Consider the following 18423-nt stretch of genomic DNA (forward strand, 5'->3'; position numbering starts at 1 on the left):
TAAACTCCTACTATTTTCACTTCACTTGTTGCTGCACTGAGTGACTTGAGTTCATACTAGCACCCTGATTTTCTGCATAACTTTCTCTACAGGAATTTGACGAAGAGTTTACTATATCGCCATACTCTAAATCTTTTACTGCTTCCAAGACTCCCTCCTCAATTTTTTTTATAATCTCTAGACTTAAGTTAGGGTAAAATTTATTTAACGCTTCTCTTATGTGAATCGTATACTTTTTATCTATATCAATATATTCGCCATCTTGTCTGCTCTTCTCACATCCTCTTCGATCACATTCATCAATTTGCTCTTCAAGGCTACACTTTTTTAATATGTCACAATTTATGTTTGCTTTTACTTCTTCGCTTATTTTTTTCTCTAATTCATCCTTGGTTTCATCATCAATCTCAAACTTAAGATCTTTCATTATCTCATTTTTTATCTTTTCTTTCAATTCATTCTCAGTCTTATCACCAATCTCAAACTTAAGACCTTTCTCTAGCTCACTCTTAATATCTTCTTTCAGTTCATTTTTAGTCTTATCATCAATCTTACACTTAAGATCTTTACCATATTTATCATAAATCAACTTACTCTTATTGACTTTACAATCATCCAATTTTGTGAACAAATTAACTTTCACCATGTCACTAACAGAACATGTATCAGGTGGTAATGAACATGCACGACTTGTATTTTTTTGATTTGAATAAAAATAGGTACTTTTTAACATAAAATGACTCCATTAGTAAATAAATTTATTAAACATAAAATGAAGTGTGTACTAACAATGTACATATTTCACTACTTTCATATAATATAAACAGTACTTTCTGGCACTGACACATTGTAAGCAGAAAAGAAAAGTTCTCTATCTACTATAGAGTTATTCACCGCCTCTACGCATCTATCACATTCAGAATTGCCGTGACAACTGCCCGCAATTCTACCGTCTACAATCTCAAGGAGAGTAGACCAGGAGAACTTCCCTCCTGGCCCCTCGCAGAACCCTACGCGAGACTCTTGCCTCATAAGGCTCCCACTAGTCATTGCCCTAATCCTATACTTAATTTCCAGTGCACAAAAAGATTTGGTCTACTCTTTGCGATTCTTTCTAGTAACTTAGCTGCTTTGGTCTTATGCCTATTCAGCTTCTTGTACTTTGTCTGCAACCACTTTCTGAGTTTCCTATTAAACATTCTTATTATGCTATCTAGTGCAGTTATATGATGCTTCCCGTAATAGTTAAACCACCCTCTCAGGATTGGATTACATATTCGTGATATATCTTCTATTTCCAAGTTTGTTCTTCTAGCAAATTTCCAGCTTCTAATTTCTTTCTTCATCTTGTTCAGGCTTTCTTTACTTACAGTTGGAGTAAAACTTACAAACAGACTACTATCTTTTCTATTTCGTACAAGTCTTTTTCGAAATTCATATCCAAGAAATGTAAATGACACATTCTCATGATTATCCATTCGTTTTCCATCTTGACAGTAGATAATTTTGGTCTTTGTATGCTTTACTTCCAATTTGCAAATCTTCAGTCTCTGTTCAAGTTGAGTTAAAAATAGTTGTGCTTGGTACACAATGTATAACACCATCATCAGCATATCTTGCCCACTTTACACTTGGATATTCTCTTCTCATCCATGCATCAAAGCTGTAGTGCATGAATAGATTGCTTAAGATAGGACTAACTACCCCGCCAACAATGTTGCAAATTTTTCTTTTCTTCTCGATTATTTCCAGGAGAGTTTGGTAGCTCTTTTACACGAAATACCACATTTACGTCCTCAAGGTTAATTTCAATTCTCTTGACTAACGTTCTAATAATATCACGTTTAGTTAGCCAGCCTGCGTTATCAAGGTTTGATGTAATATTGGAAGAAAAGTCTTCTAAATTGGTTATAACCAAAGTTAATTCCTGTTTTAATTTCTTTTGATCGAATATCCTTTTCTTCTCCTCTTCAATTGTTTTTAAACTTTGTTTCATTGCTTTAATTCGTGGTTCAAATTCTTCTTGATTATTGAGCATAACTATCAATAAGTCTAGCAATACCACGTTTTAATTTATTTTCTTGTTTCTCTAGTAAATCGCTTTTTTGATCCCATGATGATTTTTTAAGCTCTGAAAGTCTACGCCTGTATTCTTCCAAAACCCTATTTGGATTTTTCAATAAATGCTTAACCTCTTCCCACACGGCTGTTTCTAATGCATCTGTACGAATGTGTTTATTATCACAAATTTTATTACCACCAAAACGGTAAGAATCTCTACCTATACAACGATAATAAGCATAATGATCAATTTTTTCTCCTCGCTTATTTCTTACAGGACTTCCGTAATATGCATAACGACAACGCTTACATACTTGTAGTGAATGTTTTGCTCCTCTTTCTCTTGTCCTTGCTATTTTTCTATTTTCAGCTAATTGTTCTTGAGCTATATCAAATACATCTTCGTCCACTATATTTGGCACTTTAACATAAATCCAATTTGCTTTTTCAACAGAATAGGTAGAGTAATTATCTTTCGGTTGTTCACAAGAATGTTTCTGTGGTCTGATATGTTGTACCTACTTTTGTTTTACCAAAAGCCGCTTGTCCTTTGTAAGCAGGATTTTTTAACATACCCCAAATCACACTTCTATCCCAGCACTTTTTTCCTGTTCGTGTTATAATAGACATAGTGTTTAGCCGACGACACACTTCCCCAACTTTCTCTTCCTACCCACAAAAATACTTTCCTAACAATATTAGCTTCTTCTTCGTTTATTTCAAATAAAGCTTGTCCTCCTCCCATATATTTATCTATATAACGATAACCATAAGGAGCTCCTCCCATTACGCTTACACAACCTTTATTAGCTGCGTAAATCTTTCCGCGACGACTTCGTTCCATAATTTTCGCTCGTTCATATTCTGCTATCATACCTTGCATTTGTAACAGTAACTGAGATTCTGGATTATTGTTAATCTCATAATTTAAGAAAACCGTTTCTGCTCCTGCTTTCTCAAATTCTTCAAATTTGATATGCATATTTCCTAGATAAGCGATCAGGTGAATGAATCTATCAATTTTACCTTCTGTTACTTTATCATGTAATTTTTCTAGATCAGGACGGACTAACACTGTAGCCATTGTCAATAAATTTATACTCACTTGTACCCATCCGTACTAATTTGCTTCTCTAAAGCTGCAACTTGACTTGCTATTGTATTTTCTTGTGCTTGTTTCCCTGAAGAAACTCTTGCATATAAACTCACTGTTACCATTTGATCCTCCTTGAATCCCATTTTTATGTTTTAAATTTTTTTGGCTTACTTGCTTTGACACGGCTTTTTCATAAGCATCTAACAAATACTTTTCTGCCAACTGGTTAGTTTCATAGCTACAGCTAATCCGTATAGCTAATCTCTTATTCCCCATGAACTTTCCTTGAAATAATATGTTCATATCATTCATTGAAACTGATGGTTAATTGATTGTTGGCACTATAAATAAATGGCACTCTTGTTTTTGGACATAGAAGTTTTCGAGAAATGCTTTTCTCTAATTTTACGTTTTTTGCAACATTGTTGGCGGGGTAATTACACCACTGCCATTAAGTTAAGGGAAAGAGAAGTTAAGATTGGACAAAAAATTTGAAGCGATTGATAATTATGGTAAATACTAGGGTGAATTTTTAAGAAAAGGGAGTCTGAAAAGTGCAAGTTATTTAAAAAAGTAATAATTGCAGGTTATTTTGCAAAGAATGTACTAATGCAATGATACTGAAAAGATATCTTGAATTTAAAACACATGTTTTCTAGCTCTTTTCTGGTAGTTGAGTGAACGAATATCAGATATCTTATGACGATCAACTCTTCTCCCTTTTCTTACCACTAAAGTGTTCATCAAAAATAACTGTGATAGTCGATCCATAATGCAGTCTATGTCTGACTCTGTAGAAAAAATATCAAAGGCTAAGTTTTTAATCGCATTAAATGAGACAGATTTATTGATGCTTTTTTTTAGTTTACTATTCTGTGCGCTCAATGTCTCTTCATCATCTTCTATCATGATACTTTCTAGATTACTGATGAAGATAGTTGACCAAAAATCCTGCTTGATAGTTTCAATACTTTTTCCTGTGAAATTCTCTAAATTTAATCTTCCCTTCAGCCTAGAAAAAAATGTTTCTACTCCCCAGCGCAAGTAATATAATCTCTCAAACTCTTCGACTGTAAAACTTTGCTCATCTAACAGAGATGTTACTAACACTTCAACTTCTCCAGAAGAAAGTATTATTTTGACTAACCTGAATTTCATCTCATCAGGTAATCCTAGCTTTCGTAGCTGTCTTGCTACTTTAATAGGTGCGGTAGACACTACCACCATACTAGATGGGCTTTCCGGCTTAAACATAGCGTTTATTTCATTGAAAGACGAACTTGGACAGCGAATTATATAATTGATTTTCCTTCCTGTAAGCTCAGCAAGAAATCGATAAGATACGTATCCTCTATCACAGATTAACAAATCGTCTGATTTTATGGATTCAAGCATACCGATCGCTAAATCAACCTCATAGCTGTCACCTCTACTTAGCACAGATTTTATTGCAATATTATTTAGCACATCGTAGCAAACTTCAAAGGTTGCACTTGTATAGTCTTCAAATCTCTGGATTCCATTCCATACTGCTCTTGAGCCAAACTCGCCTATTATTTTGTCGCTCTTTGGCAGAATCAGTATTGAAGCATCAAATGCAAGTACTCTGAAGCCATGGTGGGTTTTAAATTCCTGATCTTGGTAGTATAGGGAAACTATATCATCATTTAACTCTGAAAACGCAGTATGCTTTAGCTTCTTTCTTGCTTGAGTAAATGCACTTGCCGTAATTGTGTAATCTTTTCTTGTATGCAGAACAAACTCATTAAGCATTACTTGTAATGACTTTACACTCTTTCTAAAAATCAGGAGAAATACATTAATGAAGGGCAGCTTTCTTTTTCGTGAGAAGTCTTTTGAGGATGCTCTGTGTGCGTTTATAAAGTTTAAACTCATCAATTTATTTTTTATAAACATGATTATTCTTTTTTTTACTCATGTCATTACTTCTTTTAATTTGTGGATCTTACCTGATTTTACAATACAGTCCATCACTTTCCCTTAACTTAATGGCAGTGATTTAAGTACCGGCTTAACTAAGGTTAAATTAAGCAAAGCATGTGAGCAATTAGGGTTGGGTAATTAAGAGGTATTTATAAGGCAATTCTATAAAACAGGTGGTGGTTTCTTGTTACTACTTTAGCTTCTATCAAAAAGGTGTTGCGTTATAATACAAATGTTGTATGCGCAAGTTAGCATGTAGATAAGGAAAGCTTATATTGTTGATATCTCTGATAGTAAATAGTGAGTTTAGCATAATATAATGAAGGGGGCTTTATGTTTAAGACACAATATCCAACAAATCATCTAAAAAAAGAAGGCGTTAATTTAAAGATTACCGAATTATCGGATAAAATACAATATATAGAACAAGCTAAAGAATTTCCTCAATTTAAGCGTTATCGGAGGTCTGATTCCGAAAGTGAAAGTAGATTTAAAAGAATCGATGTTCCAGGAGACGGTAGTTGCTTATTTTGGTCTGTTACTATGGCTTACTTAATACCTGCCAGAGACGACGGTGCTCTATTTCGGCAAAGGTATGAAGCTTTGTTTGGAAGTGAAGAAGCTGTAACTCAAAACTTAGATCATATTAGGAGTTTGGTCCGGAATTTAAGTACTGCCAATTATGATGATGCATTTGCAAACTTAGTGAGAAACGTGTTTCGCAACCGAGTAGTTGATCATATAAGTTCTCATGAGAACGAGTTTAGAGGTTTTGTTACAGGCAGTTTTGAGAATTATTTAGAAAACATGAGGAAATCCAATACTTGGGGAGGTGAACCTGAAATAAAAGCAATGAGCAAGATGCTTAGTGCAAGGATTAGTGTTTCTGGTGCAACTAGAAGTCAATATAACAGTGGGAATATTCAAATACAGTTATTTCATGTTGGCGCACCAGGTAAACGAAATCATTATAACTTTGGTCTTGAGGGAGGTATTGTCGATAATGATGTAGAGCTTGCGAAAGGTTTAAAAAAAGTCATGGGTAAAGGAAAGCCACAAGATTTTGAACTAATACAGTTATTAATAGAGGAAGCAGGTAAAGAAGTCGGTATAAGCCGGCAAGATGAAGACTTTAAGTCTTTTGAACTGAGATTTCAGTCATTTGTGGATCAGATTCCATCTTATTTACACTCTGTAGGAAAAGCAGGATTTTTTACACACTTTTTCTTAGGGAGCTTTTCTACTTTGCTGGACACAGAGGTGGCCAAAAAATTAGGTATCAAGGAGATTTATTTTCGCTTTGATGGTGCAAAGACTTTGAAGGTAGCTGTCATAAAAAATGGTGAGATAAATAGTCAGGAAGATGTAGTCGATAAAGTAAAATTATTTGTTATCTCAGAAAGCGGTTCTCGCACTTACACTCAAGAGTTTGATCAAGGTGAATTAAAGGGAGTATTAGGCAAACATTATTCTTTTATTGAAGATCATTTAGATAAAATTAAAGTTAAATCAATAGAAATTATTAAGGATACCGTTCATCAGGGAAAAATAGTTGTTGACGTAAAAGATAAAGGAGTGGACATAGAACATAATTCTGAAGTTCAGTTTAAAAAAGTGAGAAAAGGGTTATGGAGGGGTCTCGAAGTCGATATAGCGAAGCTAGCTATTTCCAATCAGCGAACAGTTAAAGCGTCTTTAAGGAGAATTCTTGATAAGATTTACACAACTCACTCTGAATATGTAGACTCACTAATCTATGCCAGTAGAGCGCGCGAAGCAGCACATCATGGATTTATGGTAGGCGTTTTCATGAATTTCCACTATAGGTATAATCTTAGAGTCTACCCAGAGCAATTTGCAGGAAGGGGTTATGCAGATATTGTTTTAGTGCCACGTGGTCCTGATCGTGCATTAAATTCTATTCCCATTATTATTGAATTAAAAGCGGGAGCAGATTCTAATTCTACTCCAGATAAGGCTTTGGAACAAGCAGAAAAGTATGCACAAGGCTTCCAACCAAATGTTCAGCGAGTTTTAACCACTGCAGATGATATTTTATATGTTGGTGTCAATCTTGATAGTCCATCTCCTATTTCTGATATTAAAGTATCAAATCGTGGGGGAGAAATAATTCCTCTTTTTCAAGATATACTAGAATCTACTAAGGATTGGGACACACAGACAATCGGTAAAAAAGAATTAAAAGAACGGGTAAAAGATAATTTGGAGCGTATTTATCATACATTTCCTGGTACACCAGAGAAGGGAGATAATCATTATTTCAGTAGGTTTTTGCTAGGGCAGTCATTATTATTAAGTGAAGATTCAGGAACAAGTTTAAAAAAGTACATTTTTATTTATGGAGATAATATACCTACCGAAGTGCATCCCGATTCTGGTAGACCTGTACGTCTAGTAGTTCAAAGAAACAGAGAAGAATCATCAACTAACCTTGATGCGAGCCACGCAGCTGTAACAATGGTGCTTATTCCAGAAAATACAGGGAAGTTGGTTTATGTAATAAATATTGTTGAAGCTAACAGAAAGGATGTACTAAATAAAGCGCTTCCTCTTGATAGATTAGGTAGAGAGATAGGAGATAGGGAAATAGTCGAATTAAATCTTAATTTTGATACTAGATACAAGTTAAAATTTGAAAGATACCTTACTGTTAAAGCTAATGAGCCTATTTCTCTAGAGCAGTATAATGAAAGAGGAGTTGATAAGTTTCAAGGTACTTTTAAGAATGTTCCCTATCCTAATGAGTTAAAAGAAACATTTGATAAAGCACTAGATGCTCAGTCTTCGTCAGTAAACGAATATAACAGATTGTTAGAAAAAATTGGAGAGGGAATATTTCCTTTTAAGACTCTCGTTAATAAAGAAGCTCATTTCCAGGGAATATTGAATGGAGTGTTTAGTTATTATAGTGACTTAAAATTACAAGAATCACCGGAAACTAGAGCATTAGTTTTAACTGAGTTTCAAACTGGTAGAGGGGAACGTATTGACATGCTAGTTCATGGTATTAAGTTTGTGGCTCAAGGTGGAAATGCTGAGGAGTACACTCCAATAGGATTGGAGCTTAAGACATCAAGGCAGGGTAAAGGAGCTAAAGCTCTGTTGAAGGAAGCAAATGACCAGATAAATAAAGAGTATGAAAAAGGTGTTACTTATAAAACATTAACAGATGGTGATGAGGTGAAATTTATCGGTGTTGTTTTCGACAAAGGAGCTCATAATGCAAATTCACTTATTTTAACAAGCAGAACAAACGAGGAAGGATTTATTTCTGTTGATGTAATTCATAGCTCAGAATATGTGTTGCTTGATGTAGGTCAATGCTCTGGAAGAAATAGACGTAGTATAGGTATGATCTGTGTAGACTCACGTGATGAAGAAGACATAACAGAAGAAGAAAAAGAACAATGTATTAAAGAGTTATTCAATGCTGACAAGGTAGCAGAAAGAGTAAAGAATATTGAGTTTTATGATCAGCTTTTCAAGGTTTCTCAGAAGATATCTGAAGGTGAAATTATAGACAAAAATGTTGAAGAAGCATTTGTAGCAAAGATTAAAGACATAGATCTGGATTCAATAGACCCAGAGATTAGAGATATTGTGAAGGAGATGAAAGAAGATAAAGAAGAAATAAAAAATATTCTAAGAAGCTCTGGATTAAAGGAAAAAATAGAGAGGGTGGCAGGAGATGCAGGCCTTACTTATAGAAAATTCTTAAATGATGAGAAGAGTGAATATCGCAATTTTATCAGCAGGATTACTAATAATAAAGAAGCCATGAATCATCTTGGTAGAGTAGGCAAAATATCTGGCTGGGCTATGCATGGTATGATGTATAGAAATCTTATAGGGGATATTATAAGTGATAATGCTAAAGGTGTAGCTATTAACCTAGGTTTTATTGGGGGTGGTCCAGTGCTTAGTAAACTTGCAGAAGTTACGTATGCAAAAGGAGAACTTCTTGCTTTAGGGGGTAGGCGCATAGGTAAACTTCTAAAAGCAGGATCATCTTTCCTTGGTCGTGCCACCTTAGGTTATATGATCTATGATTTGGTAAATCAGGTTAAAGCTTACAAAGCTGGTAATAAGGATGCTTTAGCAGGAATAGTAGGTGATGGTGTTGCTATAACAACAGATGTGGCAGAGATTGGCATAGAAGTCGCTGAAGTTTATGGAATATTAGAAGGTGTATCATCAATTACTGGGCCCATAGGAGCTTGTAGTATTTATAGGTGTAGATATTTACATGGCTGTGAAGACAGTTGAAAAAGAAGATGAGATTGTCCATTTAACAGGGTGGGAAAAGTTTAAAGAAGGGTGGCGTGCATTTCTTAATATTCCACCTAAAGAATATATAAAAGAGCTAATGGATGAGAAACAAATTGATGACCAGTTAGTTAAAGATGCCATTGAATTTTTAAAAAATTATACTGATATTAAAAGGTATGTTTTTCCTACTGAAAGATTAGTTAAGGTTAACTGCATAAATAGGCTCGTCCATAAAATGTTTTATCCTACTGACCCTGGAAGGAGTAGTGATGAATACGATGGAGGATGTCCTAAGAAAGAATCAATTTTTGAGACCTGTTCCCAACATAATGTGATAAGATGTGATGAAAAATTTAAGTTAGATGATAATAATGCAGCATTATTAGATGCTAAACGTAGTGATATAAAATGGAACAGAGCTAGGCCAGATAATCCAAGAGAAGGAGAGATATTTTGCCAACCTGGTTGTAAATCACATTGTGATTCCAATGAATATAAATCTGCAGATGGTCCAACTTATTTTTGTAAGGATGCAATAGGTTTATCTTATCAAGTTAACAGAACGGGGAATGGTACTTACTTTGCTTTAGGGAAAGGTAAAGATGAAGCTAGAGGATTTAAAGATAGCTCTAATATTTTCCGAGTAGAAGATGGAGATAAGAATTTTATCGGTGGTGATAAAGACGATTTATTTATCTTATATGGTGACAAAATTTATGGAATGTTAGATGGAGGTGGTGGAAACAATACTATAGATTTAACAAATTTTGCACCAGATGTCAGTGAGTTAAATATTGAATTAGGAAGATGTGGAGAAGTTCCGAAAGAAGGAATGTTATTGAATGTATATAACATAAGTATGATAAAGGCTAGAAAGGACAAGAGAGATACTATAATGTATTCCAATGCTTTTACACAATGTTATGTTGACGGTCAAGGCGGGAAAAATAAAGATAATCCTGATATTATTGAAGTTATGGATTGTTATTATGCGCAAATTGCAGTAAGGCCATATACTAAGGTTTATGATGATGCCAGCATAGGAAATTTTACCTACAATGTTTTTCCTGGGGTGGGAGATGCACAAGTTGAACTGCGTACTGATTTCTTTGACTATTATAAGAAGCACAGCAATTTTATTTTTGATTGTACTATTGCTGAGTTAAAAAGCATCAATATTCAAGGTAAAGATGTTACATTTAATCTCTCACTATCAGAGCCTGATGAGATGTTTAATCTTACTGTCTCAAATAATTATGATGCTAATGTCAATTATACATTCAGTGATAATACTAAAATAAAGATAGGTAAAGAAGGTAATTTATACGCACTACAAGCTACTGATAAACCGATTAGTGACATTATAAGGGATTATCCAGCTATAGCAGATAGGCTAAACATGACTATTACTGTAGAGCTTCATGATGAATTTGTTACTATTGGGCATGGAAAGAATGAGGTATTGTATAATGAACCTTCGCGTTGCAGCCACTTAATTGGAAATGGCGGTGAAAATGTATATGTGATTGATTCAAATTATGATTCAGTAAACATCTATGATGCTAATGAAGCAAGCTCAATCAATACATTGGATTTACGTGGAGCAGTGAAGTCATTACGAGATTGGGAAGATGCTGAATACATTGGACCGAAAATATCTGGGTATCCAAGAGATTTATCAATTCGTTTACAATATAGAAGCAGATCTGATTCAGAAAAATTAATAAGATTTCAATTTCCAATAAATTTAGTTAATGGCACAGATTGGTATAAGAAACTACATGTTATTTTAGATAGCGCACCGATGCAAATTAAATATAGTGAGAGTGAAGATGACTGGAATTTAGAACCAATACCTTTAATTTTTGATGAGAATACTAAAATTGCTGTTATAACGGTAAAAGATATAGAAGAGGGGAGTAAAATAATTGTACATAAACAAGCAGGGCAGTATGTTTTGTCTCGCTTAAGAAATGATTTGATGATAATTACTGATTCCAGTCTTGAGGAAAGCAATGCCTGTACTATGTTGTTTAGCAACTTTTATAAAGAACCAAAAATGGAAACTTTGTCCATTGAGTTCAATAATGTAACAATATCATTACAAAAAGAAATGGGTAATGTTAGCGATAGTAAGTTGATATTTTGCCCTAGTTCACTAAGAATGAATGAGACATTGAGTATTAATGGTAATGATTTACTAAATAACTATGACTGTCTTAAATTTGATTCAAATAAGATAGTTTTTTTTAAATCGGGTAATAATTTACTTTTATCATCAAATCAAGGAATATTATTAATAGAGAGTTATTATTCTGATGCTCATGAGAGGTGGGACTTACCAATAGAGTTGAATAATAATACAATGGAACCAGAAGAGTTTAAAGAAAGAGCTGGTAACCCAGGCCTTTTAAGATATTATCAGCCAAATGAGCAAGGTAGATTACAGATTTATCATAATCAACCTATTGACAAAAACCACATTGGCTTAGTTGATCTGAAAGATAAGTCTATACTGGATTTTGATATGAAGGTTATGGATGGCAGTTTGGTGTTATCATATAAAAACAACACCTTTGTAAAAGTAGAGAACTGGAATACTTACCAACCTGCAAGAGAAATGATATTTGCTTTTAAAGATGCAATAGTTTCTAATTCAAGATGTATAGCTTCTATTTGCAATCTGGAAGATGTTATAGAGGAGTTTAATAAAGAAAAAGCGGCTATTCTTCAATTGGGGAATGAGCTAGTTAATGCTATAGCACGAAACGACCTTGATAAAATTAAAGAGCTTCTTCTTGGCAAAAAAGTAAACGTAAACATTGATGATATTAAGAAAGATAATAATACACTACTAGCTTGGGCTATATGGGGAAAACGTTTTGAGGCTGCTGAGCTTCTGATTGATGGAGGAGCTAATTTTGATCATATTAGCAAAAATGTTAGAACAATTCTAGGTTTTGCTGGAGATAGGAAATACTTTGATATTGTGGAGTATTCAAAGAAAAAGCCTGAGGAAGAAAAACAAAAACCTGCACGACGCAGACGCCGTCATCATCATGGAGATCACAATCGTCATCATAATCATTTATCACGTAAACCTCTTGCCATGGATTTAAGTAATCAACCTAAAATAGCAACAAGCAATGCAGTAAGGTGGATAGGCGCTGATGTTCACACTAGGGACAGCCACGGTGAAACTCCTTTGCACTCAGCTGCTTGTTATGGTAAGCCAGAGGAAGTAAATTATCTTATAGGCAAAAGTGTATATATAAGTGGCAAAAATGGTGATGGTAAGACACCTTTTGAAGTGGCACTTGAACTTAATAGAATGGAAATAGCAAACCTACTTGCAATTGTGAAGGATAAGTATGGTTATACAGCTCTGCATTACGCTGAAAGAGAAGGTAATTTAAATTTAGCTAAGTTGCTTTTCAAGAATGGTGCTAATATTTACGCTAAAAACAATGATGGTTGGACACCTGTACAACTTGCTGCTAAATACAACAATTTAGATATGGTCAAATTTCATATAGAAAAAATTATAGAAAAGAATACTAACATTGAAGAAAGAAATAATAAGATTAATGCTAAGAATAATTATGGTTGGACAGTTTTACACTACGCTTATGCTTTTGGTACACCTGATATGGTTAACTTTCTTACTAGCAATGGTGCTGATGCTAGCGCTAGGACGAATCACGGTAAAACACCTCTGGAAGTGGCACGTGAGTATAGCAACCTAGAGGTAGTAAACTTTTTTGAGAGGGATGGAGAAAGTGCACGAAGATATAAGCGTCAAGGTGGTAGTATAGTTCAAAAGTTATCATTAGGTAGCATAGCCAACCAAAAATTAGAAGAGTTAAATTCCAAAGCACTGGATGAATTATTAGGTCAATTTAAATGCTTAGTACACCAGCAGCCTGATAGTTTGCGGCATAATAAAGATATACTACAACGTATTCTGCAAGAAAGTAAGGGAGTAGAGGCGTTGATATGGTTGATAGTAAGAGAGTATAGTATTTTATCGTTAGAATACTCTAATAGAACAAAGCGTTCATTATTAAAAGGCTTAGATGAATGTTTCAATACAGTTATTAATAAGAAGTTTGTCGTTCGTCTTGTGAAGTTACTAGAACATGACGATGTAGTACCAAGAGTAGAAAGGTTTATTAGAAAGCATAAAGTAGAGCTAAAAGGGAAAATATTTCGTAGTTCACAACAGCGTAGTCGTCGCAGCATTGAAGATGATAATTCTGCAATAGAAAGTACGAGCGGAACAAACAAGCTGTCTTCTTGGGTAAATGTTTTTGCTGATACTCTAGTAGGTGCTGTTAAAAGTATTTCTCAGTTTATTTCTTCTCCTTTTAAGCCGGCTATAGGTATGGAATCTTCTAAGGCTATTACAACTCAAGGTGCTGATATAAATGGTACGCTTCTTCTGCTAGATGTATTCGTAAGAAAGATTACAGGTCAAAAGTACATTTCTACAGTAGGTCAGTCTATATCTCCACTAGAAGCACAGGGTTATGCATTGAATATTATAAAGAGGTTTGAAAAAGTAGTAGAGCAAGCTGGATTAAAAAGTGGTTTATCAATGCATCGATTAAATATTGATTATATGAGAATGCAGAAAGAGATTACTAAAAAAGTCATGAGTGGTAAATTTAATGAGATTTTAGGTATTTTAAAATCATATATAGAGAAAGCATGTTCTGGTAAATTAAGTCTGAAGAAATTTGACAAGTTTATAGCTCAATTTAGTAAGGGGCTGCTAAATCAATCAATACAACAGATATTATACAACGGAGATGGTAGATTAGAAGTTAATAATATAGAAGAACAGCAAGGACCTAAGAGTTATTTAAATGATACTTCTGTTCAAGGCCATTTGACTCGGGATAAGGTTAAATTAATTTCTCAATCTCATCTACCGAAAGGCCAGTGATTTCAGCGATAACATCAATAGAGACACCAGCTTTGAGTGAGTTTTTAGCGACTTCAATTTTACCTTCAATTTTACCTTCAATTTTACCTTCAATTTTACCTTTTTGATGGCCGATGAGGATGCCTTCATGAAGTTTTTCTTCAAGACTAGATAAATAATCATCGGTACGTTTCTTAGCTTGGTCATAAGCAAGACGTTCTTCTTTACTCCAATTATATTGGTTTAACTCATCATAAGCCCTGCCAATAATTAAATCACTTCCTATTATTTTTTTTAGATCCTCTTCACTTGTTTCACCGGCGTGTTTAAAAAAATAACACCATTTCTCTATTATATTTTCTAATTGATCTTCTCTTTTTTTAAATTTAGGTAACTCTATAAAAGTAAAACTAAAGTCTTTGAGATCATGTTCAAAAGTTATCTTATCAAAAGTAACATGATCAGACTTATAAGCTAGCTTATTAGGAAATAAGATAAAGTCGGCAATGGCAATAAAGATAACGCCTTTAAGATCATGATACTGGTCACCTACATCAGCTTGACTTGAATAGGCCTTAGCGGCATAATATTGGGCACGTTTTTCAAAGCCAGTAGTTTTAGCGACTTGCATCTCAATTATTGTTTTTATCCCTGTAGAATCAACACAGAGAACATCAACAATGCTTTGCTTTTGAGAGGCAATGACAGGGTCTTGAATGGGACTGAGAAAGGAGACATCTTTAATCTTATTGTCATCGGTAAGACCTAGTATATCATTGAGAAAGTGAATAAGAATATCTTTATTTTTTTCGGTACCAAAGATACGGCGAAAAGCTATATCATTGCGAGCATCAAGAAACTTGGAAAGAGCCATGATAAGTTAACCTAGAAAGCATTAATAATTATACACAATTGTGAAGAAATATTCAACTAAAATTGAAACATAGAAGTTTTTGTATATCTTTATTTGGTAGTATTAACCTGTATAATATCTATTTCTGTATGTCAAACATCTCCATAAGGTACAAAATAGCACAAAAAGTAAGGAGCTGGAGGCTAAAGCGAGGATATACTCAAAAAGATTTAGCGGGAAAAATCGGTGTAACATATCAAATAGTACTACAATATGAAAAAGGAATACGTAAAATTTCGATTGAAAAGTTATATGCTATAGCAAAGGTATTATCGGTTGATATTATAGACCTAATTCCTGTATCAAATGAGAAAGCCTGCTTTAAAAATGAGGAACTAAATCTAATAAGAAAATATAAAACGATTAATAATCAGGAGTTACGTAGAATGTTTTGTTTACTAACCAAATTTGTTCAAGTTAGTGAGAAAAATAGTAAAAAAACGGAGAGAATAAAAATTGCAAAAGGTCTGGTTAAAGTAGGAGTTTCTGTCGATATTGTTGCAAAAACAATTGGTCTCTCTGCTGATGAATGTGTTGAAGAAAAAACGGGTTCTATCTACTACAAAATAGGGAAAAAGATAAAAGAATGGAGAGTGGTAAGAGAGTACACTCAAAAGGATTTAGCAGAGAAGATAGATACAACACGTGACGAAATAAGTAACTATGAGCAAGGAAGGACTGCTGTTCCACTGGGAAGATTATATGAGATAGCAAAGGCGTTATCGATTAATATCATGGACCTACTTGAATTAACAGAGGATACAGATGATAAAGTGGAAAATGAACTACCTGATTTAATAAAAGAATACAAAAAGATTGAAAGCCAAGTAATGCACTAATAAAATCTCTGCTTGAAAGCATACAAATTTGCGAAGAGAAAGTGAAAAGAGCAGAAAATTGCAAAGAACTTAGTTAAAAAAGGAATTTCTACCGATATTATTTTACAAATAACAGGCCTCTCTTTAGACGAAATTCAACAGATTTAAAATAAAAAATCAGTATATATTAATATCTTAACTTCTTGATGAAAAAATAAGTAAAAAAGATTTAAAAATTGATTTGACTTCACTCGAAAGCTATGGCTCTATGCCAATGCTGATAAAAAAACAGCAGTAAATATTTAAAAAAAATTTGTTGTTAGTGAAGGGTAAATTATATGAATAATAATAAGAATAAAGAAGAAATAGAATTCAGAATATTAGAAAGCAAAGGCAAAGCACTACTTGATCGTGAAATCAATGGAGACGTTTCTAAGTGCAGTATATGAAAGGCCACAAGCTCAAGAAATTGCTAAAAATCTGGTGAATACCTATACGGGAGTAGGAAGGATTTTAGGTAGAGAAATGGATGACCTGAAAGTTATAGAAGGAGTAACTGATTCTGCAGTAGCAGTGATTATGTGTGTTAAGGAAACACTAGAAAGAGTACTGAGAGAAAAACTTAAGAGTGAGCCAATAATGGACTTGCAAGGGCTAGTAGAGTACTTGAACGTAAGTATAGGCCACTCAGAAAGGGAATGTGTAAAAATACTGTACTTGAATAAAAGGCGCCAATTAATCGGAGAAGAATCCTATATTGGTGAAATGGAAAAAGCACCGGTATACATAAAGGAGATTACAAGAAAAGCATTAATAAAAAATGCAACATCAATAATAATGTCACATAACCACCCTGGGGGAAGTTTAAAACCTTCAGAAGAAGATCAAGCAGTAACAAAGAGCCTAGCAGCAGCATGTAGTACTGTAAGCGTTAGATTGTTTGACCACATTATCATCACAAGTGCAGGGTATTTTAGCTTTAGAGAAAGTGGATTGTTATAGCAAAAAGAAAGAATTTAGCTTCTAAACTGATTAAGAGAAAGTATTTGCAAATCTACTTATATTAATTTATAATGAGTAATATAATGTATAACAACTATACACTTAGAAAGTATATTTAATAGCGGAGGCTAATATGGGTAATAAGATAATTGTACCTTTTGATGACAAAAAGGGAGGTGTTTACGAGTTAAACATTGATCTGGATAGATTATCGAAGGGTGAGATGTTAAATGCTATTGTAGGAATTGGTCGTGCTAACCAGTCCACCTTTGTAAGCAAAATTAATAAGGCTAAAAATCCTGGAGATGTACCTTTCCCTGGTAGAGAAGTTCGCGAAAACCAAATCAACTATGGGAAAGGATTTGACTATATTTATGGCACAAAACCTTTGAGTAATCAAGCAGATTATCCAGAAGGGTTAAATCCATTTGCTTCAGCTTTGCAAAAAACAAAGCCAAGTGCAGAAAAGTTAAGCTGGTTTAAAAGTGCTGTGGTAAGAGCAAAAAGTCCAAATGAACTGCACAAGGTTGTAGACGAAGCATTAGTTGCTGGAGCAAGGCTAAATGCATGTAATGATGGAGAATGGAGCTTTGCAGAATACATGATATTAGGCACACACTTTCACAGGTTAGAAAAAGATGATCGAAAAAAGATAATGCGTAAATTAATGCTAAGTGGTGCAGAGTTTCATGATACTCTACTGCAGAATAAACTGATAGGTGAAATCTATAATGAGCTACAGCCAGAAGTTCAGCCACAGATAGATAAGAGACTAGAAGAACTAGAGAAAGCTGGCGAAAGTGCTGTTCAGGAAGGAGCTTTAATAGATCTAGAAATAGATAATAGGACGTTTTTTGTGGAATTTTCTGAGAACAGTAAAGTAGAAGTTGCCAAAATACTGAGAGAGTTAGGAAGTAATATTTTAAAAATTGGTAATGATGCAGTTGAGGTTAAAAGTGAGAAGGGAGGTATAAGAAACTATACTGATATGTCAGATGGCAGCTCTGTCATGTTAGAATTTCCTACGAGCATTGGTAAGCTAAATATTGTATTGTACCAAGAGGCAGATCAGGTGCAAGTGAGAGTAGAAAATAAGGAAATGTGGGCTGAGTTAAAAAAAAAGAGGCGAAGAAATAGGAAAAAATTGCCTCTTTGGGGGAGTGAAGCTTAAGGAAGTGGTAGAAAGAGGTAATTTCACTAGATGTGGCATATGGAATGAAAAGTATGCTATAAAAGATATTAGCAATGATGAAGTATTGTCTCCGTGGGTAAATAGGGTATGTGGAGGTAGTAAAGAAACTTTTAGGGGGCTTTAATTAATCTATAGACAACTTTAAGGTTTTAGAGTTTACTGGAGCCTTTGAGCTATAGT

The 18423-nt window shown here is 34.1% G+C and carries 12 protein-coding genes and 3 pseudogenes; 5 read left to right on the top strand and 10 right to left on the bottom strand.

The window, feature by feature from the left end; translation table 11 throughout:
* Positions 1–16: 16 nt before the first annotated feature.
* The 9 genes from ABLO99_RS04275 to ABLO99_RS04315 all read right to left on the bottom strand — a co-directional run bounded on the left by ABLO99_RS04275 (position 17) and on the right by ABLO99_RS04315 (position 5074).
* Positions 17–733 (bottom strand): hypothetical protein, encoded by a 717-nt coding sequence (locus ABLO99_RS04275; RefSeq protein WP_349967255.1) that lies wholly within the window; start codon positions 731–733, stop codon positions 17–19.
* Between the two features lie 77 nt (positions 734–810).
* On the bottom strand, positions 811–1032 hold the full coding sequence (locus ABLO99_RS04280) for a hypothetical protein (RefSeq protein WP_153295372.1): 222 nt from the start codon (positions 1030–1032) through the stop codon (positions 811–813).
* A 14-nt stretch (positions 1033–1046) separates the two neighbouring features.
* Positions 1047–1478: a group II intron maturase-specific domain-containing protein gene (locus ABLO99_RS04285; protein ID WP_161794178.1), complete on the bottom strand. Its 432-nt coding sequence runs from the start codon at positions 1476–1478 to the stop codon at positions 1047–1049.
* A gap of 218 nt (positions 1479–1696) precedes the next feature.
* On the bottom strand, positions 1697–2038 hold the full coding sequence (locus tag ABLO99_RS04290; RefSeq protein WP_349966860.1) for a hypothetical protein: 342 nt from the start codon (positions 2036–2038) through the stop codon (positions 1697–1699).
* Positions 2028–2471, bottom strand: a complete 444-nt coding sequence (locus ABLO99_RS04295; protein ID WP_349966862.1) for a zinc ribbon domain-containing protein — start codon at positions 2469–2471, stop codon at positions 2028–2030. The genes ABLO99_RS04290 and ABLO99_RS04295 overlap by 11 nt, the downstream gene beginning before the upstream one ends.
* A 73-nt stretch (positions 2472–2544) precedes the next feature.
* On the bottom strand, positions 2545–2691 hold the full coding sequence (locus ABLO99_RS04300) for a recombinase family protein (RefSeq protein ID WP_153295385.1): 147 nt from the start codon (positions 2689–2691) through the stop codon (positions 2545–2547).
* A complete protein-coding gene (locus ABLO99_RS04305; RefSeq protein ID WP_349966864.1) occupies positions 2651–3166 on the bottom strand; it encodes a recombinase family protein in 516 nt (171 codons plus the stop codon). Before ABLO99_RS04305 ends, ABLO99_RS04300 begins: the two co-directional genes overlap by 41 nt.
* Positions 3163–3300 carry a hypothetical protein gene (locus tag ABLO99_RS04310; RefSeq protein WP_153295389.1) on the bottom strand — a complete coding sequence of 46 codons (138 nt, stop codon included), beginning with the start codon at positions 3298–3300 and terminating at the stop codon, positions 3163–3165. Before ABLO99_RS04310 ends, ABLO99_RS04305 begins: the two co-directional genes overlap by 4 nt.
* 496 nt (positions 3301–3796) lie before the next feature.
* Positions 3797–5074 carry an IS4-like element ISWpi18 family transposase gene (locus ABLO99_RS04315; protein ID WP_349966866.1) on the bottom strand — a complete coding sequence of 426 codons (1278 nt, stop codon included), beginning with the start codon at positions 5072–5074 and terminating at the stop codon, positions 3797–3799.
* A gap of 360 nt (positions 5075–5434) precedes the next feature.
* Between ABLO99_RS04315 and ABLO99_RS04320 the strand changes: the two genes are divergently transcribed.
* Positions 5435–9388: an OTU domain-containing protein gene (locus ABLO99_RS04320; protein ID WP_349966868.1), complete on the top strand. Its 3954-nt coding sequence runs from the start codon at positions 5435–5437 to the stop codon at positions 9386–9388.
* Positions 9375–14339: an ankyrin repeat domain-containing protein gene (locus ABLO99_RS04325; protein ID WP_349966869.1), complete on the top strand. Its 4965-nt coding sequence runs from the start codon at positions 9375–9377 to the stop codon at positions 14337–14339. Before ABLO99_RS04320 ends, ABLO99_RS04325 begins: the two co-directional genes overlap by 14 nt.
* Here ABLO99_RS04325 and ABLO99_RS04330 read toward each other — a convergent pair.
* On the bottom strand, positions 14299–15192 hold the full coding sequence (locus ABLO99_RS04330; RefSeq protein WP_349966871.1) for an Rpn family recombination-promoting nuclease/putative transposase: 894 nt from the start codon (positions 15190–15192) through the stop codon (positions 14299–14301). The two genes, ABLO99_RS04325 and ABLO99_RS04330, sit on opposite strands and share 41 nt — an antisense overlap.
* 128 nt (positions 15193–15320) lie before the next feature.
* Here ABLO99_RS04330 and ABLO99_RS04335 point away from each other — a divergent pair.
* The 3 pseudogenes from ABLO99_RS04335 to ABLO99_RS04345 all read left to right on the top strand — a co-directional run bounded on the left by ABLO99_RS04335 (position 15321) and on the right by ABLO99_RS04345 (position 18367).
* Positions 15321–16217 (top strand): annotated as a pseudogene (locus ABLO99_RS04335) (helix-turn-helix domain-containing protein).
* Between the two features lie 170 nt (positions 16218–16387).
* Positions 16388–17051: pseudogene (locus ABLO99_RS04340) on the top strand (JAB domain-containing protein).
* Between the two features lie 133 nt (positions 17052–17184).
* Positions 17185–18367: pseudogene (locus ABLO99_RS04345) on the top strand (hypothetical protein).
* Positions 18368–18423 lie beyond the last annotated feature (56 nt).

It is taken from the genome of Wolbachia endosymbiont of Armadillidium arcangelii, assembly GCF_040207875.1.
In the GTDB taxonomy this organism is placed as follows: Bacteria; Pseudomonadota; Alphaproteobacteria; order Rickettsiales; family Anaplasmataceae; genus Wolbachia.

Coding starts and splice junctions, on each gene's coding strand:
- ABLO99_RS04275 (WP_349967255.1), bottom strand. CDS start 733: ATGTTAAAAAGTACCTATTTTTATTCAAATCAAAAAAATACAAGTCGT.
- ABLO99_RS04285 (WP_161794178.1), bottom strand. CDS start 1,478: ATGGATAATCATGAGAATGTGTCATTTACATTTCTTGGATATGAATTT.
- ABLO99_RS04300 (WP_153295385.1), bottom strand. CDS start 2,691: ATGTCTATTATAACACGAACAGGAAAAAAGTGCTGGGATAGAAGTGTG.
- ABLO99_RS04280 (WP_153295372.1), bottom strand. CDS start 1,032: ATGAGGCAAGAGTCTCGCGTAGGGTTCTGCGAGGGGCCAGGAGGGAAG.
- ABLO99_RS04320 (WP_349966868.1), top strand. CDS start 5,435: ATGTTTAAGACACAATATCCAACAAATCATCTAAAAAAAGAAGGCGTT.
- ABLO99_RS04315 (WP_349966866.1), bottom strand. CDS start 5,074: ATGTTTATAAAAAATAAATTGATGAGTTTAAACTTTATAAACGCACAC.
- ABLO99_RS04310 (WP_153295389.1), bottom strand. CDS start 3,300: ATGGGATTCAAGGAGGATCAAATGGTAACAGTGAGTTTATATGCAAGA.
- ABLO99_RS04290 (WP_349966860.1), bottom strand. CDS start 2,038: ATGCTCAATAATCAAGAAGAATTTGAACCACGAATTAAAGCAATGAAA.
- ABLO99_RS04330 (WP_349966871.1), bottom strand. CDS start 15,192: ATGGCTCTTTCCAAGTTTCTTGATGCTCGCAATGATATAGCTTTTCGC.